At 70.5% G+C, this 21,058-nt stretch carries 21 protein-coding genes and 3 pseudogenes; 10 read left to right on the top strand and 14 right to left on the bottom strand.

All coding sequences use genetic code 11. The features are described from left to right. Window positions 1–31 precede the first annotated feature (31 nt). Window positions 32–349: a hypothetical protein gene (locus QMK30_RS14325; protein WP_283518181.1), complete on the bottom strand. Its 318-nt coding sequence runs from the start codon at window positions 347–349 to the stop codon at window positions 32–34. 279 nt (window positions 350–628) lie between these two features. Between QMK30_RS14325 and QMK30_RS14320 the strand changes: the two genes are divergently transcribed. Continuing rightward, window positions 629–1,042, top strand: coding sequence for a hypothetical protein (locus QMK30_RS14320; RefSeq protein WP_283518179.1), 414 nt, complete (start codon window positions 629–631; stop codon window positions 1,040–1,042). A gap of 3 nt (window positions 1,043–1,045) precedes the next feature. Here the strand turns inward: QMK30_RS14320 and QMK30_RS14315 are convergent, their stop codons facing one another. Beyond that, the gene (locus QMK30_RS14315; protein WP_283518177.1) at window positions 1,046–1,864 is read right to left on the bottom strand and encodes a helix-turn-helix domain-containing protein; all 819 of its coding nucleotides are present in this window, start codon (window positions 1,862–1,864) and stop codon (window positions 1,046–1,048) included. 120 nt (window positions 1,865–1,984) lie between these two features. Here QMK30_RS14315 and QMK30_RS14310 point away from each other — a divergent pair, with 120 nt between their 5' ends. Further along, window positions 1,985–2,290 carry a 4a-hydroxytetrahydrobiopterin dehydratase gene (locus tag QMK30_RS14310; protein ID WP_283518175.1) on the top strand — a complete coding sequence of 102 codons (306 nt, stop codon included), beginning with the start codon at window positions 1,985–1,987 and terminating at the stop codon, window positions 2,288–2,290. A gap of 51 nt (window positions 2,291–2,341) precedes the next feature. On the opposite strand, the pseudogene QMK30_RS14305 reads toward QMK30_RS14310, so the two are convergent. Both QMK30_RS14305 and QMK30_RS14300 read right to left on the bottom strand, forming a co-directional pair. Next, a pseudogene (locus QMK30_RS14305) lies at window positions 2,342–2,656 on the bottom strand (DUF1266 domain-containing protein); the annotation flags it as partial. Window positions 2,657–3,003: 347 nt separating this feature from the next. Beyond that, the gene (locus tag QMK30_RS14300; RefSeq protein ID WP_283518173.1) at window positions 3,004–3,849 is read right to left on the bottom strand and encodes an NmrA family NAD(P)-binding protein; all 846 of its coding nucleotides are present in this window, start codon (window positions 3,847–3,849) and stop codon (window positions 3,004–3,006) included. Window positions 3,850–3,929: 80 nt separating this feature from the next. Between QMK30_RS14300 and QMK30_RS14295 the strand changes: the two genes are divergently transcribed. Further along, the gene (locus QMK30_RS14295) at window positions 3,930–4,862 is read left to right on the top strand and encodes an AraC family transcriptional regulator (RefSeq protein WP_283518171.1); all 933 of its coding nucleotides are present in this window, start codon (window positions 3,930–3,932) and stop codon (window positions 4,860–4,862) included. A gap of 71 nt (window positions 4,863–4,933) precedes the next feature. Next, window positions 4,934–5,842, top strand: coding sequence for a class I SAM-dependent methyltransferase (locus QMK30_RS14290; protein WP_283518169.1), 909 nt, complete (start codon window positions 4,934–4,936; stop codon window positions 5,840–5,842). A 119-nt stretch (window positions 5,843–5,961) separates the two neighbouring features. Here QMK30_RS14290 and QMK30_RS14285 read toward each other — a convergent pair whose 3' ends face one another. Both QMK30_RS14285 and QMK30_RS14280 read right to left on the bottom strand, forming a co-directional pair. Beyond that, window positions 5,962–6,447 (bottom strand): RICIN domain-containing protein, encoded by a 486-nt coding sequence (locus tag QMK30_RS14285; protein WP_283518167.1) that lies wholly within the window; start codon window positions 6,445–6,447, stop codon window positions 5,962–5,964. Window positions 6,448–6,460: 13 nt separating this feature from the next. After that, window positions 6,461–6,766, bottom strand: coding sequence for an ArsR/SmtB family transcription factor (locus tag QMK30_RS14280; RefSeq protein WP_283518165.1), 306 nt, complete (start codon window positions 6,764–6,766; stop codon window positions 6,461–6,463). A 117-nt stretch (window positions 6,767–6,883) separates the two neighbouring features. On the opposite strand from QMK30_RS14280, the gene QMK30_RS14275 reads away from it, so the two are divergent. Further along, window positions 6,884–7,579 (top strand): SDR family oxidoreductase, encoded by a 696-nt coding sequence (locus QMK30_RS14275; RefSeq protein WP_283518163.1) that lies wholly within the window; start codon window positions 6,884–6,886, stop codon window positions 7,577–7,579. A 33-nt stretch (window positions 7,580–7,612) separates the two neighbouring features. On the opposite strand, the gene QMK30_RS14270 is transcribed toward QMK30_RS14275, so the two are convergent. From QMK30_RS14270 to QMK30_RS14250, 5 genes are all read right to left on the bottom strand, one after another. Further along, the gene (locus QMK30_RS14270) at window positions 7,613–7,897 is read right to left on the bottom strand and encodes an SCP2 sterol-binding domain-containing protein (RefSeq protein WP_283518161.1); all 285 of its coding nucleotides are present in this window, start codon (window positions 7,895–7,897) and stop codon (window positions 7,613–7,615) included. A gap of 207 nt (window positions 7,898–8,104) precedes the next feature. Next, a complete protein-coding gene (locus QMK30_RS14265; protein WP_283518160.1) occupies window positions 8,105–8,818 on the bottom strand; it encodes a polyamine aminopropyltransferase in 714 nt (237 codons plus the stop codon). Between the two features lie 80 nt (window positions 8,819–8,898). Then, window positions 8,899–10,584, bottom strand: coding sequence for a ribonuclease J (locus QMK30_RS14260; RefSeq protein ID WP_283518158.1), 1,686 nt, complete (start codon window positions 10,582–10,584; stop codon window positions 8,899–8,901). A 333-nt stretch (window positions 10,585–10,917) separates the two neighbouring features. After that, a complete protein-coding gene (locus tag QMK30_RS14255; protein ID WP_283518156.1) occupies window positions 10,918–11,742 on the bottom strand; it encodes an aldo/keto reductase in 825 nt (274 codons plus the stop codon). Window positions 11,743–12,124: 382 nt separating this feature from the next. Beyond that, window positions 12,125–13,924 (bottom strand): AMP-dependent synthetase/ligase, encoded by a 1,800-nt coding sequence (locus tag QMK30_RS14250; protein WP_283518154.1) that lies wholly within the window; start codon window positions 13,922–13,924, stop codon window positions 12,125–12,127. 397 nt (window positions 13,925–14,321) lie between these two features. Here QMK30_RS14250 and QMK30_RS14245 point away from each other — a divergent pair, with 397 nt between their 5' ends. Both QMK30_RS14245 and QMK30_RS14240 read left to right on the top strand, forming a co-directional pair. After that, window positions 14,322–15,296 carry a bile acid:sodium symporter family protein gene (locus QMK30_RS14245; protein WP_283518153.1) on the top strand — a complete coding sequence of 325 codons (975 nt, stop codon included), beginning with the start codon at window positions 14,322–14,324 and terminating at the stop codon, window positions 15,294–15,296. Between the two features lie 163 nt (window positions 15,297–15,459). Then, window positions 15,460–15,876 carry a (2Fe-2S) ferredoxin domain-containing protein gene (locus QMK30_RS14240; protein WP_283518151.1) on the top strand — a complete coding sequence of 139 codons (417 nt, stop codon included), beginning with the start codon at window positions 15,460–15,462 and terminating at the stop codon, window positions 15,874–15,876. A 221-nt stretch (window positions 15,877–16,097) separates the two neighbouring features. On the opposite strand, the gene fdhD is transcribed toward QMK30_RS14240, so the two are convergent. The 3 genes and pseudogenes from fdhD to QMK30_RS38785 form a co-directional block, all read right to left on the bottom strand. Next, window positions 16,098–16,937 (bottom strand): formate dehydrogenase accessory sulfurtransferase FdhD, encoded by an 840-nt coding sequence (gene fdhD, locus QMK30_RS14235; RefSeq protein ID WP_283518284.1) that lies wholly within the window; start codon window positions 16,935–16,937, stop codon window positions 16,098–16,100. Window positions 16,938–17,009: 72 nt separating this feature from the next. Continuing rightward, window positions 17,010–17,297: pseudogene (locus QMK30_RS14230) on the bottom strand (4Fe-4S binding protein); the annotation flags it as partial. A 222-nt stretch (window positions 17,298–17,519) separates the two neighbouring features. Beyond that, window positions 17,520–17,642, bottom strand: a pseudogene (locus tag QMK30_RS38785) (hypothetical protein); the annotation flags it as partial. A 139-nt stretch (window positions 17,643–17,781) separates the two neighbouring features. Here QMK30_RS38785 and QMK30_RS14220 point away from each other — a divergent pair. The 3 genes from QMK30_RS14220 to QMK30_RS14210 all read left to right on the top strand — a co-directional run bounded on the left by QMK30_RS14220 (window position 17,782) and on the right by QMK30_RS14210 (window position 20,898). Further along, entirely contained in the window at window positions 17,782–18,729 is a 948-nt protein-coding gene (locus tag QMK30_RS14220) for a beta-ketoacyl-ACP synthase III (RefSeq protein ID WP_283518150.1), read from the top strand. Between the two features lie 147 nt (window positions 18,730–18,876). Then, window positions 18,877–19,551 (top strand): GntR family transcriptional regulator, encoded by a 675-nt coding sequence (locus QMK30_RS14215; RefSeq protein ID WP_283518148.1) that lies wholly within the window; start codon window positions 18,877–18,879, stop codon window positions 19,549–19,551. A 165-nt stretch (window positions 19,552–19,716) separates the two neighbouring features. Continuing rightward, window positions 19,717–20,898, top strand: coding sequence for an ROK family transcriptional regulator (locus tag QMK30_RS14210; protein ID WP_283518146.1), 1,182 nt, complete (start codon window positions 19,717–19,719; stop codon window positions 20,896–20,898). The last annotated feature ends 160 nt before the right edge of the window (window positions 20,899–21,058 follow it).

Here is a 21,058-nt window from a genome sequence, read left to right as displayed (position 1 = left end):
GGGACCGACTGCCCGGTCCGGGGGCGGTCTTCTAGATGCGCCAGAGACAGAGGAGCGATTGCGCGGTGGAGGACCCCGGCGACGGTGGGTCGGGGGCTCGGCGCGGAGTGGCGCGGCGGACGGCGCCCTGCGCGTCGGCCGCGTGCTCCGGGGCCGCTTCCGTGGCCGGGAGGCGGTCAGGGCCCGCCAGGGAGACGGAGCCCCGCTCGCGCGAACAGTGGTCGCCCGGCTGGTGCGGCGCGGGCGCGGCGGGCGCGTCAACCGGCTGGGCCACATGCTGGACCGCCGCGACGGCGTGGGACAACCGGTGCACATGCGTGGGCGAGCCGGCCGCTGTACAGAAGCACACGGCAAGCAGCGCCACCATCAGCGCCAACAACCCTCTGCGACTGCGATCACACACACGGTGAACCGTAGTCGACGCGATGGGGCCCGAGTGACGGGTGGCTCGAAGTGAGGCTGAAAGCAGCCTGCTTCATTCCGGGCCCGACGCCGCTCCACTACCCGGGAGGTAATCGACGCTCCCCGCGCGGAGCGGCATCGTGGTCATCACCGGGTCCCGGACGGCGCACTCCGTCCGGGACCCGGGCCCGCCGCCCCGTACAACCTCGATGGAGGCTGATTCGTCATGTCCGCAACCCTGCTCACCGCCCTGTCGAGGACCACCGAGCCGCAGACGACGCTGCGTCGATTCCTCGCCCTCGACGCCGTGGTCACCACGGGCAACGGGCTGGTGTACGTCGCCGCCTCCGGTCCCGTCGGGAAGCTCCTCGGGGTCGGGTCCACCCTGCTGCTCGGGCTCGGCGTCCTCCTGGTGCTGTTCGGGGCGTACGTCGGTTACCTCGCCTCGCGTCCGCAGCCGCCGGCCTTCGCGGTGAAGACCGTCGTCGAGGTCAATCTGGCGTGGGCCGTCGCCAGTCTTGCCTCGCTCGTCCTCTGGTTCTCGCCGACCGCCGTGGGCATGACCTGGATCCCGGCGCAGGCCGCGGTCGTGGCGGGCTTCGCCGGAATCCAGTACCTGGCGTTGCGCGCCCGGGGCTGAGCGCTAAGGAGCCGTCGACCGGAGGTACTTGACCGTCGCCGGGTCGGCCGGGAGGAACGTCTCGATGGCCAGCTCCGCGACCGTCACGTCCAACGGCGTGTTGAAGGTCGAGACGGACGAGATGAAGGACAGCACCTGCCCGTCGTGCTCGACCTGGAGCGGCAGCGCGAAGTAGGGGTACGGCGGATCGTCCGGGGCGGGGCCGTCGGCCCCGGCGCCGTCGGCGCGCTCCGGCAGGGGATAGGCGGCGACCTCGTCGTACACCGCACGCAGCGCGTCCGACCTGACCAGGGCGATCTGGCGCTCCATCTGGGCCAGCAGGTGCCCACGCCACTCCCGCAGATTGCGGATGCGCGGGGCCAGGCCCTCCGGGTGCAGGGTCAGCCGCATCGCGTTCAGCGGCGGCGCGAGAAGCCGCTCGGGCACGCCCTCCAGGAGCATCATGATGCCGCGATTCGCGGCCACCACGGTGTACGAGGCGTCGACGACGAGCGCCGGATACGGCTCGTAGCCCTGGAGGAGCTGCTCGATGCCCTGGCGCACGGCGCCCATGGCCGGGTCGTCGAGCGGGGTCTGGCTGAACCGCGGGGCGTAACCGGCCGCCAGGAGCAGGGCGTTGCGCTCACGCACCGGGACATCAAGGTGCTCGGCGAGCCTCAGCAGCAGCTCCTCGCTCGGCCGGGACCTGCCCGTCTCGACGAAGCTGATGTGCCGGGCCGACGAGTCGGCGCGCAGAGCCAACTCGAGCTGGCTGATCCGCCGTTGATCACGCCACCCCCGCAGCAGGGGCCCCACGCCTCGATCGGCCGAGGTAAGAGTCATGGGGGAAAGGTACGCGGACACGGGCGGCGCCGCGCTTCCGTGGCAGCGCGTCGGCGTACTCCCGGGCCGGAAAGTGGGAGGCTGACCGGCACCGCAACACCATCACGGAGGGAGTCCGCCATGACCGATGAGCCGCTGTCGCGGAAGGAGATCGAGGATCGGCTCCGCGAGCTGCCCGGCTGGTCGCTGGGCGACGACAGGATCGCCCGCACCTACCGGCTCGGCACACACTTCGCGGCGACCGCACTGGTCGTCCATGTCGCCGGGATCCAAGAGGAGCTGAACCACCACTCCGAACTGACCCTCGGCTACAACACCGTCGCCCTGACCGTGAACACGCACAGCGCGGGGAGCGTGGTCACCGCGCTGGACCTCGAACTGGCCCGCCGCATCGAGGAGATCGCACCCGGGCACGGGGCGAGCTGACCGGCCGGGCGCCCGCCCCCTCCCGCGCACGCGGGCGACGGGCGCCCGGATTCAGCGCCACGGGACGTTCAGCCACGGACTGTCCTCGTTCTCCGCGAGGAGACGATGGGCGGCGACGCTCTGCTCGTAGAAGCACCCGTACTCCTCCTCGTCGAAGCGCAGGACCCGCCCGAGTGCGTACGCCGCGGAGAACTCCGCCCACGAGTCGTATGCCGCCCTGCTCAGCGCACCCGCGTGCACGATCGCCTGCTCCGCCTCGGGAGGAGCGCAGAACCGGGCCGACAGCCCCCAGCGGGCCAGGTTCACGGCGCGCCCGTAGTCGTACGCGACCGTGGTGAGGACCCTGCCGTCCGGCGGCCGCAGCCCTGGCGTCAGGACGGGGAAGCGCGTCCGGCCCGAGGCGGGGTCGCGCTGCGAACGCGGCGGGGCGACGAAGTCGGGGGTGTCGGCGTCCAGACGGGGGAGGAGTACGTACAGCCGACTGCGGGAGAGCGGGTCGAGCTCCGCCTCCCCGTCCCCCCCGCGCCTTCGCCTCGTACAGCAGTCGTTCGGTCTCTGTCGGCGGCGCCCAGCCGGTCTCTGTCCCCGTTGTCACGGGTCGATCCTACGAAGCGGGTCCGGGTGGCCGTCTGCCAGGTACCGGGGGCCGGGACCCGGGCGGGCGGGGCGCCGCAGCGGCCCGCCCCCCGCGCGCCATTCTCTCCCCGCGCCCCCTACCCCGCGTGGTCCGTCCAGTCGCCCGCGGCCGCCGCCTCCCGTGCGAACTCGGTGAAGTCCTTCGGCTCCCGGCCCAGCACCCGCTTCACCCCGTCCGTCGTCGCCGCGTTGTGCCCGTCGAGCAGCGTGCCGAACAGTGCGGCCAGCCAGTCGGCCTCCGGCGCCGGCATCCCGTACTGCTGGAGCGTCTGCGCGTACTGCGGCCCTGTCACCGGCACGTACCGCACCTCGCGCCCCGTCGCCTCCGCGATCTCCGCCACCACCTCGGCAAAGGTCAGCAGCCGCGGCCCGGTCAGCTCGTGCACCAGCCCCGCATGCCCCTCCTCCGTCAGCGCCGCCACCACCACATCGGCCAGGTCGTCGACGTGCACCCACGGCTCCGCCGTGTCGCCCCCGGGGAACGCGACTTCACCGGCGAGCACCCCTTCGGCCATCGGGCCCTCGCTGAAGTTCTGCGCGAAGAAGCTGCCGCGTACGACGGTCAGTTCGGCGCCGCACTCGCGCAGCGCGTTCTCTGCGCCAACCGCCTCGGGCTCGCCGCGCCCCGACAGCAGCACCAGCCGCCGCACCCCGTTCTCCACCGCGATCCGCCCGAGCGCCCGCACCGCTTCCGGTGCGCCGGGGGCGGCCAGGTCCGGGTAGTACGCCACATACGCGGCGTCCGCACCCCGCAGCGCCGGACCCCACGTCGACTCGTCCTCCCAGTCGAACTTCACCTCTCCCCTGCGCGATCCCGATCTGACCGTCACGCCCAGGGAGGCGAGACGCTCGACGACCCGGCGGCCCGTCTTGCCCGTGCCGCTCGTCACCAACACCGTCTGCTGCTTCACGTTTTCTGTCATGCCTCAAGCTTCGGCGCCCACGCCTGGACGGGCCATGCTCCAGAGACTCAACTCCATGCGTGTACGTCTACGCTGAGGCCATGGACGCTCTCGCCGGACTCCTCGACGGGCCGCGCGCCCGGGGAGCCTTCCTCATGCGGGCCGTGATGAACCCGCCCTGGGCGGTACGGGTCGAGGACCGGGCACCGCTCACCCTGATGTGCATGACACGCGGTGACGCCTGGGTGCTGCCCGACGGCGGCGACCCGGTGCTGCTGCGCCCCGGCGATGTCGCGATCGCGCGCGGCCCCGACGCGTACACCTGGGCCGATGATCCGGCGAGCCCGCCGCGGGCCCGGATCGGGCCCGGCGGGACGTGCGGCACGCTCCAGGGGGAGCCGCTGGCCGAGGCGATGCACCTCGGCGTACGGACCTGGGGCGACAGCCCGGACGGGGCCGCGTCCGTCCTGATCGGCACCTACCAGATGGCCGGAGAGGTCAGCGGGCGGCTGCTCAGCGCACTGCCGCCCCTCGTCTTTCTGGCCGCCGACGAGTGGAACTGCCCGCTGATGCCGGTGCTCGACGAGGAGATCAGCAGGGACGAGCCGGGGCAGAGCGTGATGCTGGACCGGCTGCTCGACCTGTTGCTGATCGCCACCCTGCGATCGTGGTTCTCCCGGCCGCAGGCCGAGGCGCCGGCCTGGTACCTGGCGATGGCCGACCCCGTCGTCGGGCAGGCACTGCGCCTGATGCAGGACGACCCCGCCCACTCCTGGACGGTGGCCTCGCTCGCGGCGAAGGCCGGGGTCTCACGGGCCGGTCTTGCCCGGCGATTCACCGAGCTGGTGGGGGAGCCCCCGATGGCCTACCTCACGGGGTGGCGGCTCGCGCTCGCCGCGGATCTGTTGCGGGAGCCGGACGCCACGGTGGGTGCGGTGGCGCGTCAGGTCGGCTACAGCGGTTCCTTCGCGCTGAGCGCCGCCTTCAAGCGGGTCCGGGGGATCAGCCCGCAGGAACACCGCTCCCTCCCCTGAGCATCCCGGCACTTTTTGCGGGAGCGGCAAATAAGTTCGCCGAATCGGCGCGGTGCCGGGACGCTGGAGACATGAGCCCTCACCACGGTCACGAGCCCGGTCACGACAACGCCCACCACCACGGTCACGACCACGCCACCATGGACTGGGGCGCGATGGGCGCCCACCTGGAGCGAGAGGCCGAGGTGCACCGCCCGGTGTACGAGCAAGCCGCGGCCTGGATCGCCGAGCGCTTCCAGGAGCCCCGCGGGGTGCGCCGCGTCCTCGACCTCGGCAGCGGCCCCGGGGTCATCACCTGCCTGCTCGCCGAGGCCTTTCCGGAGGCCGAGATCGTCGCCGTGGACGGCACCCCGGCCCTCCTGGAGCGCACCCGGGCACGGGCCGAACGGGCCGGTCTGGGGGATCGGGTATGTACCCATGAAGCGGAACTCGCGGACGGGCTCGGCGCGTTGGGTGATGCCGACATCATCTGGGCCGCCAACACCCTGCACCACGTGGGGGACCAGCGCGAGGCGCTCACCGACTTCGCCCGGCTGCTGCGCCCCGGCGGTCTGGTCGCCCTGGTCGAGGGCGGGCTGCCGCCGCGCCGTCTGCCGCGTGACATCGGGATCGGGAGGCCGGGGCTTGAGGCGCGCATCGAGGCCGTGACGGGGGACTGGTTCGCCGGGATGCGGGCCGAACTGCCCGGCGTGAAGCAGGAAGCCGAGGACTGGAGCGCGCTGCTGGCCGCCGCCGGACTGACGCCGGCCGGCACCCGTTCCTTCCTGCTCGACCTCGCGGCCCCACTCACCGGCGAGGCGCGCGAGCAGGTCGTCGACACTTTCGCCCGGCAGCGGGACAAGCTCGCCGACCGGCTGGCGGCCGACGACATCACCACACTCGACCGGCTCCTCGACCCGGCGGACCCGGCGGGGCTGCGACAGCGCCCCGACGTGTTCCTGCTGACCGCGCGCACGGTGCATGTCGCTCGCCGCGACTGACTAGGGGGGTGTCCTGAAGATCTTGAAATCACGCCCGTGTTACACCAGTTCGACGGGATTGGCATTTACTGGCAATCCGGGGTGATCCGGGCGGCCGGAGCAAGATCTTCATCGGCCTTCTAGAGAGAATCTCCGGGCAGCGGCTCCAACTGCCACCACTGGCCGGGGGAGTCGGTGTCCTCCCACTGCCGCACATTCGCGCCATCGTCCGTGCTGCCGTGGGCGACCTCAAGGAGCAGCCCGCTCACCCAGCTGATCAGGGTGACCGTCCCCGGGGCGTCCAGATGCTGCTCGATCACCCACTCCTGGGCGCCGAAGTTATTGGCCTTCCACTGCTGGACGTTGGCGCCGTTCTCCGTCGACGCCCCGGCCACGTCGAGCCGCTTGTCGCTCGCGGCGTTCACCAGGTGGTAGAGGCCGCCGCCGCTGTGCACGGCGCTGATCAGCCACTGCTGCGCCGGGGCGCCGCTCTCCTTGCCCTGCTGGACGTTGGCGCCACTGCCCTTGGCCCCGCCGTACACCTCCAGGAGTAGCCCGCTGCCTACATTGCGCAGCCGGTACGGGCCCTCCCGTACGGCCTGCGGTCTCTGGGCGTCCCCGTTCATGTTCCTTGCTCCTTCAGGCTGTTGGGCTGTTGAGGACCGCGGTCAGCAGTCCGGGGAAGCAGGCGTCGAGGTCGTCGCGCCGCAGCTCGACGGCCTTGTAGCGGCCCACCTTGTGCTCACGGGTGATGCCGGACTCGCGCAGGACCCGCCAGTGGTGGGTCGCGGTGGCCTTGGTGACTTCGAGCGGGAGGCTGCCGCAGGTGCGCTCCTGGTCGGAGGCCGCGAGCTCCCGGACGATGCCGAGGCGCACCGGATTGCCCAGGGCGGCGAGGACGTCCTCGATCAGCAGCTGGTCGCGTGCGGGGTGGTACGAAGCCATGCGGCCGATTGTACGACGGAGATCGTACTGACGGATTTGCCCGCCCCTGAATTCGATTGTACGATGAATACCGTATAGACGTACCGCCGTACTGTGAATCCCGGGAGGATCCTCTTCATGCCCACGACCATCGTCACCGCCGCAGGCTCGGGCATCGGCCGTGGCATCGCCTCGGAACTGGCCCGCGCGGGCCACACCGTGTCCCTGCTGGACATCGACCCGTCCATCACCGACCTGGCCGATGAGCTCGGCGGCGCCGCCACGGTCGGTTCGCTCACCGAGCCGGCCGATCTGGCCCGCCTCGTGGACGGGACGCTGGAGCGGTACGGCCGGATCGACGCCGTCGTTAACGGCGCCGGCCATGCCAGGAACGGCGAACTCCTCGCGGTCACCGACCAGAACTGGCACGACGGCCTGGACATGCTCCTGCTGAGCGTGGTCAGGATGGCCCGCCTGGTGACGCCCCACATGGAGGCGGCGGGCGGCGGCGCCTTCGTGAACCTGTCGTCGTACACGGCCTTCGAACCGATGGGCATCATCCCGGTCAACTCCAGCCTGCGCGCGGCCCTCAGCAGCTTCACCAAGCTGTACGCCGACCAGTACGCGGCCCGAGGCATCCGCATGAACAGTCTGCTGCCCGGCTATGTGAACAGCTGGCCGGAGGACCCCGACTTCCTGGCCAGGATCCCCGCGGGCCGCTACGCGACCGTCGAGGAGATCGGCAAGCTCGCCACGTTCCTGGTCTCGGGCGACGCGATGTACATCAACGGCGAGAGCATCCGCATCGACGGCGGAGCTTCCCGCTCCCTGTAGCGCGCAGGCACGGCCGGTGGCCTTCGCCCTCGGTCACACGGAAGGCACCAGGGTGAAGTAGCGGTCGAGCATGTCGTGGTCGCCCTTCACCTCGACGCGGTCCGCCGGGACGCGCTGCCAGAGGAGCAGCATCAGGTCCGACGCCGTACCGGCCAGCTCGACGTCGCAGGGCTCGGCGGCGCTGTTGCCTTCGGCGACCCGGACGTCCGCACCTTCGAAGCGCACCGTCCAGCTGCCCTTGCCGTCGGTCTGCCGGAACCCGAACGGCTCGCCCGCTCCGGACGGGGCCTGCTGCCAGGCCCGCCGGGCCGGCGCCATGACCTGGAAGGTGTGGCCCGGGCGGCCAGGGCTGGGGCCGCGTGCCCGGCGTAGGGCGGTGGCTGCGCAGCGATTCGCGTCCGGCGCGCGTCGGACGCAGCCCGGACCGGCGTAGATATGACAACGTGATGCGACGGCGCCACCCGGCCCGAGCCGGGTGGCGCCATCGTCATCGTTGAGCCCGTCCGCGGGACGCGTGGGTCCCGCTCACTTCCTCGCTACGTACACGGTGTTGGTCGCCGTGCCGCCCTGCAGCGGATTGTCGAAGTCCACGACGTGCGCCCCGGAGTCCGTGAAGACCTCCGCGAGCACGGCGAGGAACCGCTCGTCCGGCGGGTCGTTCGACCACAGGGCGAAGACACCGTCGGGGTGGAGCCGGTCCGCGAGACGGCGCAGCCCCGCGGGCAGATAAAGCGCCGCGTGGCTGGGGTGCAGGACGTGGTCCGGTGCGTGGTCGACGTCCAGGAAGATGCCGTGGAAGCGGCGGTCGGCCACCTCGGGATCCCAGCCCTGGGAGTCACCGGCCATCGCGAAGAAATCGCCCTGGACCAGCCGGCAGCGGGCATCCGAGGACAGCTGGGTGCCCAGGGGCACCAGCCCTCGCCGGTGCCACCCGATCACTTCGCCCAGCGCGTCGACCACGATCAGCGAGCGCACCCGTGAGTCGTCGAGAACCGCCTGAGCGGTGTAGCCGAGGCCGAGCCCGCCCACGACGATGTCCAGCCCGTCGCCCGGCAGCTTCGCCAGGCCGAGTCGCGCGAGCTCGATCTCTCCCGTGGTGAAGAGGCTGGACATGAGGAACTCGTCACCGAGCTTGACCTCGTACACGTCCTGGCCCGACACAGGATCCCGTCGACGCCGCAGGCTGATGTCTCCCATGGCCGTCGGGGAATAGTCGATCTCCTCGAAACGCGCGCTCATCCGCTCCTCTTCTCCACCGTCGGCTTCTGTGCCGTCGGCCACCCGTGTTCGTACGACTCCGTAGCCACCTGTACGGCGGCTCAGGCGTCGATGATGACCGGGATGATGAGGGGCTTGCGGCGGTGTGTCCTGAAGGCCCAGGAGCCCACGGCGCGGCTGATGAGCTGCTCCAGCTGACGGGCGTCGCCCACACCCTCCTTGGCCGCCGTCGCCAGCGTCTTCTCGATCACGGGGATGACCGGCTCGAAGGTGGTGTCGTCGTGTACGAAACCGCGGGCCAGGAAGTCGGGGGCCTCGGCGAGGGCGCCCGTGTCGGCGTCGACGATCGCCACGACCGTGATGACACCCTCTTCCGCGAGGGTGAGACGGTCCTTCAAGGACGCCTCGGTGGCGCCGCCGACCGTCATGCCGTCCACATACACGTTGCCCGCGGGCACCTTGCCGGTGATCGAGGCCCGCCCGTTGACGAGGTCGACGACCACACCGTCCTCGGCGATGATCACCCGGTCGGGCTCGACGCCGGTCCGGATGGCCAGATCGGCGTTGGCCCGCAGGTGGCGCCATTCGCCGTGCACGGGCATCACGTGCTTGGGCTTGACGATGTTGTAGCAGTACACGAGCTCGCCGGCGCTGGCGTGCCCCGAGACGTGCACCTTGGCGTTGCCCTTGTGGACGACGTTCGCGCCCCACCTGGTCAGGCCGTTGATCACCCGGTAGATGGCGTTCTCATTGCCCGGGATGAGGGAGCTGGCGAGCAGGACGGTGTCGCCCTTGCCGATCCGGATCACATGGTCGCGGTTGGCCATGCGCGAGAGCGCGGCCATCGGCTCGCCCTGCGATCCCGTGCACACCAGAGTGATCTTGTGGTCCGGGAGCTTCTCCAGTTCCTTGAGGCTGACGACCAGCCCGGACGGAACCTTCAGGTAGCCGAGGTCGCGGGCGATGCCCATGTTGCGGACCATCGATCTGCCCACGAAGGCGACCTTGCGGCCGTGCTGGTGCGAGGCGTCAAGTACCTGCTGGATGCGGTGCACATGGCTGGCGAAGCTGGACACGATGACGCGCCGGGGCGCGGTGCGCAGGACCTGCTCGATCGCCGGATTCAGCTCGCGCTCGGAGGTGGTGAAACCCGGGACCTCGGCGTTGGTGGAGTCGGTGAGGAACATGTCGACGCCCTCCTCGCCGAGTCGGGCGAAGGCGCGCAGGTCGGTGATGCGCTCGTCAAGGGGGAACTGGTCCATCTTGAAGTCACCGGTGTGCAGCACCATCCCGGCACTGGTACGGATCGCCACCGCGAGGCTGTCCGGGATGGAGTGGTTGACCGCCACGAATTCGCAGTCGAAGGGGCCGTAGCTCCGCCGGTCGCCTTCGCGCACCCGCACGCTGCGCGGGCGGATGCCGTGCTCCTTGAGCTTGGCCTCCAGGAACGCCAGCGTCAGCTTCGAGCCGACGATGGGAATGTCGGCCCGCTCGCGCAGCAGATACGGCACGGCGCCGATGTGGTCCTCGTGGCCATGGGTCAGCACGACGGCCAGGACGTCGTCGAGCCGGTCCCGGATCGAGGTGAAGTCCGGCAGGATCACATCCACGCCGGGTTGGGTCTCTTCGGGGAACAGCACGCCGCAGTCGACGATCAGCAGCTTGCCTGAGTGCTCGAAAACCGTCATGTTGCGGCCGATCTCACCCAGACCGCCGAGGGCGACGATCCTGAGCCCTCCGGCGGGCAGGGGTGGGGCGGCTTTTAGCTCGGGATGGGGATGGCTCATAGTGCGACGCTACCGGAGGCCTGCGGGTGCGGATCCACTACCTGGGCCTCTACGCGTGACGAGCCGGGTGCTTCCCCCTCCCGGAGGCTGCGGCTGAGCCTTTCCCGGGCATGTCCCGGTCACTGCTGTGGCGGCCCATCGGGGCGTGTCCCGAGAGGCTCGGGCGCTGCTCCGTTCGGTGGAACGGGCCGGGGAAAGTCAAAGGGAGAGCGGGCGTCGGTGGGGCACAAACCGGTGAGGGTGGCAGGTAAAAACGACCGCGCGACCGCGTCGCCGCACGGCTGGGCAGCCGCACGGCTGGGCCGAGCGGCGGCGCGACGGTGATGACCGGGGTCAGCCGGTCGCCGGGTCGGCGCCCAGGCGCTTGCCCTCGTCGAGAGCGGCGAATGCCGCCAGGTCGTCGTTGTCGAGCTCGAAGTCGAAGACGTCGATGTTCTCCTTGATCCGCGACGGCGTCACGGACTTCGGAATCACCACGTTGCCGATCTGCAGGTGCCAGCGCAAAACCACCTGGGCCGGGCTCTTGCCGTGCTTGCGGGCGACGGCGACGACCGTCGGGACCTCCAGCAGGCCCTTGCCCGAGCCGAGCGGCGACCATGCCTCGGTGGCGATGGAGTACTTGGCGTGGAAGGCGCGGGGCGCCTCCTGCTGGAGCTGCGGGTGCAGCTCGATCTGGTTGACCGCGGGGACGATCGAAGTCTCGCCGAGCAGGCGCTCCAGGTGCTCCGGATGGAAGTTGGAGACACCGATGGCCTTGGCACGGCCGTCCGCGTGGATCTCCTCGAAGGCCTTGTACGTGTCCACATACTTGTCCTGGGACGGCGCCGGCCAGTGGATCAGATACAGGTCGACATGGTCCAGGCCGAGCTTGCTCAGCGATTCGTCGAAGGCGCGCAGGGTCGAGCCGTAACCCTGGTTCTCGTTCCACAGCTTCGTGGTGACGAAGAGCTCGTCGCGGGGGACTCCCGAGTCGGCGATGGCCCGGCCGGTCCCCGTCTCGTTGCCGTAGATCGCGGCTGTGTCGATGCTCCGGTACCCGGACTCGATCGCTGTGCCCACGGTCTTCGCGGCCTCATCGTCCGGCACCTGCCAGACACCGAAGCCGAGCTGCGGCATCTCGACGCCGTTGTTCAGGGTGATTGTGGGGACGTTGCTCACGAGGAGTCGATCCTTACGTCGTCGGTTGGTACTCCCCTGCTCAACGATCACACGGCCCGACACATTCCCCGGAAGAGCGGAATGATTGGCTCAATACAGCTTCGATGTGATTGGTCCGGGCTATTGACCGCGTCCCGTCATGCCGCGAATCTGGAGCATGTCGCTGAACCGCAGACACTCATGTGAACTTGTGGACCCACGGCGCACATCAGTCCCATCCCCCGCCCGGTGGTTCCCGGCCCGGGGGCCACGTGCGGACCGGTCGCGACGCAGGGGGCCCCTCCCTTGGGATGCCCCGCATTCTGTGGCTGACCTGACGAACAGTCAATAACTGACGCACTGCCAATTGATGACCCGTCAGAAATATTTCGAGCGGCGCCCGTCAGCGGTAGAGGGCGTTGACCTCCGCGGTGTACGCCGCCTCGATCGCCTTGCGCTTGAGCTTGAGCGAGGGCGTCAGCAGCCCGCGCTCCTCGCTGAACTGATGGGCCAGGATCCGGAAGGTGCGAATCGACTCGGGCTGCGAGACCGCCGTATTGGCGGCCACCACCGCACGCCGGACTTCCATCTCCAGATCGGCGTCCCGCACCAGATCGGCGGGGGGGAGCGGCGATCTGTTCTGCATATGGAGCCAGTGGTCGACGGCCTCCAGGTCCAGCGTGACGAGCGCCGCGATGTACGGCCGGTCGTTGCCGACGACGATGCACTGGGCCACCAGCGGATGCGCCCGCACTCGCTCCTCCAAGCCGACCGGCGACACACTCTTGCCGCCCGAGGTCACCAGGATCTCCTTCTTCCGCCCGGTGATCGTCAGATAGCCCTCCTCGTCCAGCATGCCGATGTCGCCGGTGGCCAGCCAGCCGTCGTGCAGCACCGCGTCGGTGGACTTCGGGTCGCCGAGATACCCCGAGAACACCTGCCCGCCGTGCAGCCAGATCTCCCCGTCGTCGGCTATGTGCACGGTCGTGCCGGGCAGCGGCAGCCCGACCGTGCCGTAACGGGTGCGCTCGGGCGGGTTGGCGGTGGCGGCGGCGGTCGTCTCCGTCAGGCCGTAGCCCTCGTAGACCGTCACGCCCGCGCCCGCGAAGAACAGCCCGAGGCGGCGCTCCATCGCGGACCCCCCGGACATGGCGTGCCGCACCCGACCGCCCATGGCGTCCCGGACCTTCCCGTACACCGCCTTGTCGAAGAACTGGTGCTGCAGGCGCAGCGAGGCGGATGGCCCGGGTCCTGTGCCGAACGCGCGGTGCTCCTGAGCATCCGCGTACCGCACCGCCACCTCGACGGCTTTGTCGAACGCCGCCTCCTTGCCCGCACGCTCGGCCTTGCGCCGCGCCACTTGGTAGACCTTCTCGAAGATGTACGGCACGGCGAGAAGGAACGTCGGCCGGAACGCGGCGAGATCGGGCAGCAGCACGTCTGCGGACAGCGCGGGCTGATGGCCCAGCTTGACCCGTCCCCTGATCGCTGCCACCTCGATCATCCGGCCGAAGACGTGCGCGAGCGGCAGGAAGAGCAGGGTGGACGCCTCTTCGCTCGCCCCGGAGTTGAAGACCGGCTCCCAGCGGGCGATCGCGGTGTCCGTCTCGAACATGAAGTTCGCATGCGTGATCACACAGCCCTTGGGGCGGCCCGTGGTGCCCGACGTGTAGATCACGGTGGCCACCGAATCCGGTGTCACGGCCCGCCGGTGGCGGTGCACCACGTCGTCGCCGATGTGCGCGCCCGCCAGCAGCAGCTCCGCCTCGGCGCCCGCGTCCAGCTGCCACAGCCTCTTGAGCAGCGGCAGCCGGTCGATCACCGAGCCGATGGTCATCGCGTGGTCCTCGTGCTCGACCATGCACGCCGACACGTCGGCGTCGTACAGCGTCCAGAAGACCTGCTCGGCGGAGGCGGTCGGATAGACCGGCACGGGCTGGGCGCCGACCGTCCAGAGCGCGAAGTCGAAGAGCGTCCACTCGTAGCGGGTGCGCGACATGATCGCGACCCGGTCGCCGAACCGCACGCCGTGCGCGATCAGCCCCTTGGCGAGCGCCAGCACCTCGTCGCGGAACGCGACCGCGGTCACGTCGTGCCAGCGCCCGTCGTCGCCCTTGCGTCCGAGCATGACGTGGTGCGGATCCTCCTCGGCGTGATCGAAGACGGCATCCGCAAGTCCGCCGACCTGAGGCGCCGCTGCCATGGGTGGGACAGTGAACTCGCGCAATGACCTGCTCCTTGTGGCGCTCCGCACAGCGCCGGTGACGGTACCCCAAGGGGACCGGCGGCGGCAGGGGGTTGCGGAATCCGGCCAACGCTGCATCGGCACAGGTCAGCGCGGGGCGGCAGGGTGAAAAGCGGCCACAAGGGGGAAGGCTCGGGCACACTCCTGACTTCGGAGTAAGTATGGCGCGCGGAAACCTCCACGGAATCTGTACGCGCCGCTCACGCGGGGTCGGGCGGGCCCGGCACCGATCCGGGAGGGGGCGGTGGTGGCACGCGTAACCGGTCGGAGGATGCGTCGCCGGTCAGCGACGCGCGAGGGTCACGTCTCGCTCGCGGCCGGGCGGTGCAGTTGGTCGCCACCCGCCAGGATCGCAGTGGCCAGCGCGTCCGCCGCCTCCTGGGCCGCCGGGCGCCGACCGTGCAGCAGTACGAAGTCCACGCCGCCCAGGTCCGGCAGGCCCGCCCGCGCCTTCCTCTACGGGGCGCGGCTCTCCACCCGCGAGGTGACGGACGGGCTTCGCCACTGGCGGCTCCATCTGACCATCCTGGCCTGTACGTTCGTGCTCTTCCCGCTGTTCGGGCTCGCGGCCCGGGGCCTCGTCCCCGGCGTTCTCACCCCTCCGCTCTACAGCGGACTTCTCTTCCTGTGCCTGGTGCCGTCGACGGTCCAGTCCTCGATCGCCTTCACGTCCGTCGCGCGGGGCAATGTGCCGGCCGCGATCTGCGCGGGATCCTTCTCCAGCATCATCGGGATCTTCCTCACCCCACTGCTCGCGGCACCGCTGCTCGGCGGCGGCGCGGCGGGCTTCTCCGGGGGCTCGCTGCTGAAGATCGTCGTCCAGCTGCTGGTGCCCTTCGTCGCGGGGCAGCTGCTGCGCCGCTGGATCGGGGGTTTCCTGGCCCGCCACAAGAAGGCCATCGGATACGTCGACCGCGGGTCGATCCTGCTCGTCGTCTACACCGCCTTCAGCCAGGGCGTCACGGCCGGCGTCTGGCACCAGGTGAGCGCGGGCCGACTCGGGGCGTTGCTCGGCGTGGAGGCGGTGCTCCTCGCGCTGATGCTTTCGCTGACCTGGTTCGGGGCGAAGCGGCTCGGCTTCGGGCGGGAGGACAGGATCACGATCCAGTTCGCCGGGTCGAAGAAGTCGCTGTCGGCGGGGCTGCCGATGGCGAGCGTGCTCTTCGGCGCGGAGGCAAGCCTGGCGGTGCTGCCGCTGATGCTCTTCCACCAGATGCAGTTGATGGTGTGCGCGGTGATCGCCAAGAGGCGCTCGCGCGATGTGCTGCCGGGGGACGGGGCGGATGTGTCCGTGGAGGCCGCCGCCGGACGCGTCGGCGCGAGTCGGTAGGCGCGGGGCGGATGCGTCGGTCGGGGCGGCCGGGAAAGGTGGGCGTGGATCGGTCTGTTTTGCCCGCGCCACCTGCACCACCCCTACCAAACGTGATGAATTCCTCGCCCCGGTGGTCCGGATCGTCCGTCTGGGCGTGGCCCCTGGCTGGCAAGATCACCAAGTGACCTCAGCGATACGTGCCTTCGGCCCCCGTCCCTGCGCCCTCACGGTGTGCAGGGGCTGCTGCTGCGGGGACGCCGGCAAGCATCCCGGTACCGACCACGACGGCCAGCTCCGCCGGCTGCGGGAGGCCGCCGCGGCGTCCGAGGGGCGGCTGCTGGTGCGCACGAGCGAGTGCCTCGGGCCGTGCGGGCAGGCGAACGTGGTGGTGGTCCAGCCCTCCACGGAGGGGCGGCGCCGGGGTGGGCGGGCTGCGTGGGTCGGCTGGGCGCTGGACGACGACTGCACGGACGACATCCTGGCCTGGGTCGCGGCCGGCGGCCCCGGCCTGGCCGCCCCTCCGGCAACGCTGGCGCTCCAACTGGTCCCGGCCCCGAAGCCCGCTCCGTCTCCGACGCGCGGGGGCCGGCGGCGCTGAAACGAGTGGGGAGCGTGTGCGGGGAGGGGAACAGCCCGCCGCAGGCGCCACCGACCCGCACCCGGCGTACACAGGGGCCCCGCACCCACTCCCCGGCGGACCGATCCGCACCCGCTCCCAGACGGACGCAGGATCGGACCTGCCATCCGGAAGTGACCCGGCCGACGCAGGGGGCGCTCCCCACCGGCCGGGCCCTCCTCCCGTGCGTGCGGCGGGGCGCGTCAGACCCCGGAGCGCAGGGCGATGCGCGCATCACCCGCGTACACGTTCATGTTCGGCCCGCGCAGGAAACCGACCAGCGTCAGACCGGTCTCCACGGCCAGGTCGACGGCGAGCGACGACGGCGCGGAAACCGCCGCGAGCACCGGAATGCCCGCCATCACCGCCTTCTGGGCGAGCTCGAAGGACGCCCGTCCCGAGACGAGAAGCACCGCCCGTGACAACGGCAGGCGCCCGTCGCGGTGGGCGCGGCCGACGAGCTTGTCGACCGCGTTGTGCCGGCCCACGTCCTCCCGGATGTCGATCAGCTCACCCGCCTCCGAGAAGAGCGCCGCCGCGTGCAGACCCCCGGTCCTGTCGAACACCCGCTGCGCCGCCCGCAACCGGTCGGGGAGGCCGGCGAGCAGCTCGGGTGTGACCCGGACCGGGGGAGTGTCGGAGATCGGGAAGCGGGTGGTGGTGCGCACGGCGTCCAGGCTGGCCTTGCCGCACAGCCCGCACGACGACGTCGTGTAGACGTTGCGCTCCAGCGTGATGTCCGGGACCTCGACGCCGTCCGCCAGCCGCACATCGACGATGTTGTACGTGTTCACCCCGTCGGCCGTGGCGCCCGCGCAGTAGACGACACTCCGCACGTCCGACGCGTCGCCGATCACGCCCTCGCTGACGAGGAAGCCGGTGGCGAGCGCGAAGTCGTCACCCGGCGTGCGCATGGTGATGGCCAGCGCCTTGCCGTTCAGCCGGATCTCCAGTGGCTCCTCGGCGACCAGAGTGTCCGGGCGGGTACTGACGACCCCGTCCCTGACGCGGATGACGCGGCGGCGCTCGGTGACCCGTCCCATGGTGATCCGTCCCACTTCTTCACGATCGGCGATCGGCCTATTCGCGATTTCTTCGCAAGCAGCACTGCACGATCAGCGCTGTTGTACGTGCTGGTAGCCGAATCGGCCCTTGATGCACAGAATGCCGTGGGTCGCCGGGTTGTCGTGCGGCGAGGTGACCTTGACGATCTCATTGTCCCGCACGTGCAAAGTGAGGTCGCAGCCGACGCCGCAGTGCGCGCACCCGGTCGTCGTCTCGGTCTGGGCCGGTTCGTCCCAGGTCCCCGCCGCGCGCATGTCGAACTCCGACTTGAAGCTCAGCGCGCCCGTGGGACACACCTCGATGCAGTTGCCGCAGTACACACACGCCGACTCGGTGAGGATGCGCAGCGGCACTCGGGGCAGGTCGTCGGTGTCGTCCAGGACCAGGACCAGGACCGCGCCCGAGCCGAGGGTGGCGCCCGCGGCGCGCGTGCCCTCGAAGGTGAGCCGGATGTCCAGCTCGTCGGGGCGTACGAAGCCGCCGGCGCCGCCGAGCGGCACGGCCCGCAGATCGCGCGGCGGGCCCGCCAGTTCGAGCAGGTCACGGAGGTTCGCCCCGAACGGCAGCTCGTAGATCCCGGGCCGGTCGACCTGACCCGAGACGCAGAAGAGCTTGGTTCCGGTGGCGGAGGAGCAAATGGTGTCGACAGAATATTGTCTACAGTATCCCTTCCGAGTGGTCAAGGGATGTGGCAAGGGATGCGGTCAGCAAGAAGCTCCAAAGAGTGGACGGCGAATCCTGTTGATTCACGCACCCTCGTACCCGTGGGTCACAAAGAAGAGTGGGTTGCTCCGACTGTTCGCAAAGAGGGGTGGATCCGTCATGACCGGCTCACGTGTCGTCGCGCTCGGGCACTACCAGCCTGCCAAGGTGCTCACCAACGAGGACCTCGCGGAGCTGGTCGACACCAGCGACGCGTGGATCACCAGCCGGGTCGGGATCAAGACCCGCCATGTGGCGGGGCCCGAGGAACCCGTGGACGAGCTGGCCGCGCACGCCGCCGCCAAGGCGCTCGCCTCGGCAGGGCTGACGCCGGCCGACATCGACCTCGTTCTGGTCGCCACGTCCACCGCGATCAACCGGTCGCCGAACATGGCGGCGCGCGTCGCCGCCCGACTCGGGATGACCTCGCCGGCCACGATGGACCTTAATGTCGTCTGCTCGGGCTTCACCCACGCCCTCGCCACGGCCGACCACGCGGTACGGGCCGGATCGGCCACCAGAGCCCTGGTGATCGGCGCGGACAAGATGGCCGAGATCGCCGACTGGACCGACCGCACCACCTGTGTCCTGGTCGGCGACGGCGCGGGCGCGGCGGTCGTCGAGGCCTGCGCCGAGGACGAGGAGCCGGGGATCGGCCCGGTGCTGTGGGGTTCGGTGCCGGAACTGGGTCACGCGGTACGGATCGAGGGCACGCCCCCGCGCTTCGCCCAGGAGGGCCAGTCTGTCTACCGCTGGGCCACCACCCAGCTGCCGCCCATCGCACGCAAGGTGTGCGAGCGGGCCGGCATCACGCCCGAGGAGCTGGCCGCGGTGGTCCTGCACCAGGCGAATCTGCGGATCATCGAGCCCGTCGCGCAGAAGATCGGCGCGATCAACGCGGTCATCGCCCGCGATGTCGTCGAGTCCGGCAACACCTCCGCCGCGAGCATCCCGATCGCCTTGTCCAAGCTGGTGGAGCGCGGCGAGATCGTGTCCGGCGCCCCGGTCCTGCTGTTCGGCTTCGGCGGGAACCTGTCGTACGCGGGCCAGGTCATCAGCTGCCCGTAAGGAGCGCCCCCGAGCGACAACTGAACAGCCCCACCCCATCGCCGCGCGAGCGTGACGAGGATCTCCGCATGGCGTCGATTGCGCTCGGTAGACTGTAGACGATAGCCAACTCAGGTTGGCTTCTCCGGCGACAGGAGGGGGACCGCGATGTTGTCCGCAGGACTGCCGCAGGGAGCCGTACCCAAGCTGGAGAGGCCGGGGCCGCTGCGCGAGCGGGTCTACGAAGCCCTGCTCGAACTCATCACGACCCGTTCGCTGCGTCCGGGCCAGCACTTGGTGGAGAGCGAGCTCGCCGGACACCTCGGGGTGTCCCGCCAGCCCGTGCGCGAGGCGCTGCAGCGGCTCAATACCGAGGGATGGGTCGATCTGCGGCCCGCGCAGGGCGCGTTCGTGCACGAGCCCACGGAAGAAGAGGCCGATCAGCTCCTCTCCGTACGCACACTCCTTGAGGCCGAAGCCGCACGGTTGGCCGCCGCCAACGCCGGGTCCGCCCAGATCGCGGCCCTCGAAGAGCTGTGCGCCCGGGGCGAGCAGGCCGTCATGGCCGACGACGTGGACCTGACCGTAGCCGTCAACGCCCAGTTCCACGCCAAAATCATGGAGTTGGCGGGCAATCTGGTCCTCGCCGAACTGGCCGGCCGGGTGGACCGACGGGTCCGCTGGTACTACACGCCCGTGGCCCGCCAGCGCGGCAAGCAGTCCTGGATCGAGCACCGCGAGCTGATCGCCGCGATCTCCGCCCGCGACGAACAGCGCGCCACCGAGGTCATGCGGGCCCACACCGAGCACACCCGCACCACTTACCACGAGCGCGAGGCGTGAAAACGACCGTCTGAGACCCTCCAAGACGCAGCTTTGTCCTGAGTGTGGAGAAAGGTGGGGCGGATTCCTGCTCAACTTCTTCCCACTCCCGGCAGCCGCTGCTACGTTCCCCTCCAAAGCACCACGGAGAACATCCGATGAGGCAGGGAGGGGCACGTGAGGCGCATGACCGCTCGACCCGCGAACGCGCATCAGGCGCGGCTGCTCCGCCTCCTGCGTGACGGCGGCCCCAACTCCCGTGCGCAGCTCGGCGATCAGGTCGAGCTCTCGCGCTCGAAGCTGGCCGTCGAGGTCGACCGGCTGCTGGAGACCGGGCTGGTGGTGGCCGACGGTCTCGCCGCCTCCCGCGGCGGACGCCGGTCGCACAACATCAGACTCGCGCCCGCCCTGCGCTTCCTGGGCGTCGACATTGGGGCCACCTCGATCGATGTCGCCGTCACCAACGCCGAGTTGGAAGTGCTCGGCCACCTCAACCATCCCATGGACGTACGTGAGGGACCGGTCGCCGTATTCGAGCAGGTGCTCGCGATGGCGGCCAAGCTCAAGGCGTCCGGCCTCGCGGAAGGCTTCGACGGGGCAGGCATCGGCGTGCCGGGCCCGGTCCGCTTCCCCGAGGGCGTGCCGGTCGCACCCCCGATCATGCCGGGCTGGGACGGCTTCCCCGTACGCGAGGCACTCAGCCAGGACCTGGGCTGCCCCGTCATGGTCGACAACGATGTGAACCTGATGGCCATGGGGGAGCAGCACGCGGGCGTCGCCCGCTCCGTGGCCGACTTCCTCTGCATCAAGATCGGCACCGGCATCGGCTGCGGCATCGTCGTCGGCGGCGAGGTCTACCGCGGTACGACGGGCAGCGCCGGCGACATCGGCCACATTCAGGTCGAACCGGACGGCCGGGCCTGCGCCTGCGGCAACCGGGGCTGCCTGGAGGCCCACTTCAGCGGAGCCGCGCTCGCCCGCGATGCCGAGGAAGCGGCCCGCGCGGGCCACTCCGTCGAACTGGCCGCCCGGCTCGACGCGTCCGGCCGCCTCACGGCCGCCGACGTCGCCGCCGCCGCGGCGGCCGGCGACGCCACCTCCCTCGACCTCATCCGGGAAGGCGGCAACCGCGTCGGCCAGGTCATCGCCGGACTCGTCAGCTTCTTCAACCCCGGGCTCGTGGTGATCGGCGGGGGAGTGACGGGCCTCGGCCACACGCTTCTCGCCAGCGTCCGAACCCAGGTCTACCGCCGGTCGCTTCCGCTCGCGACCGGCAATCTGCCTATCGTCCTGGGCGAGTTGGGTGCCGCTGCCGGAGCGATCGGCGCGGCCCGGCTCATCAGCGACCACCTGTTCTCACCGGCCTGACCCCAACAGGCCGACGACGTAACGCCGCAAGGCGCGCACCGCCCCGCACCACCGCACCCTGCTTTGCCCTGCCCGCCCACAGCCCGGCCTCAGCTGCCCGTCGCCGACAAGCGACGGCGTGAAGCCGGCACCGCCCGGCCGCACCCGCCGAGGGGAACCG

Origin of the sequence: Streptomyces sp. H27-C3, from assembly GCF_030063415.1 — a bacterium.
Classification (GTDB): domain Bacteria; phylum Actinomycetota; class Actinomycetes; order Streptomycetales; family Streptomycetaceae; genus Streptomyces.
This window is presented reverse-complemented; position numbering and strand designations above follow the sequence as displayed.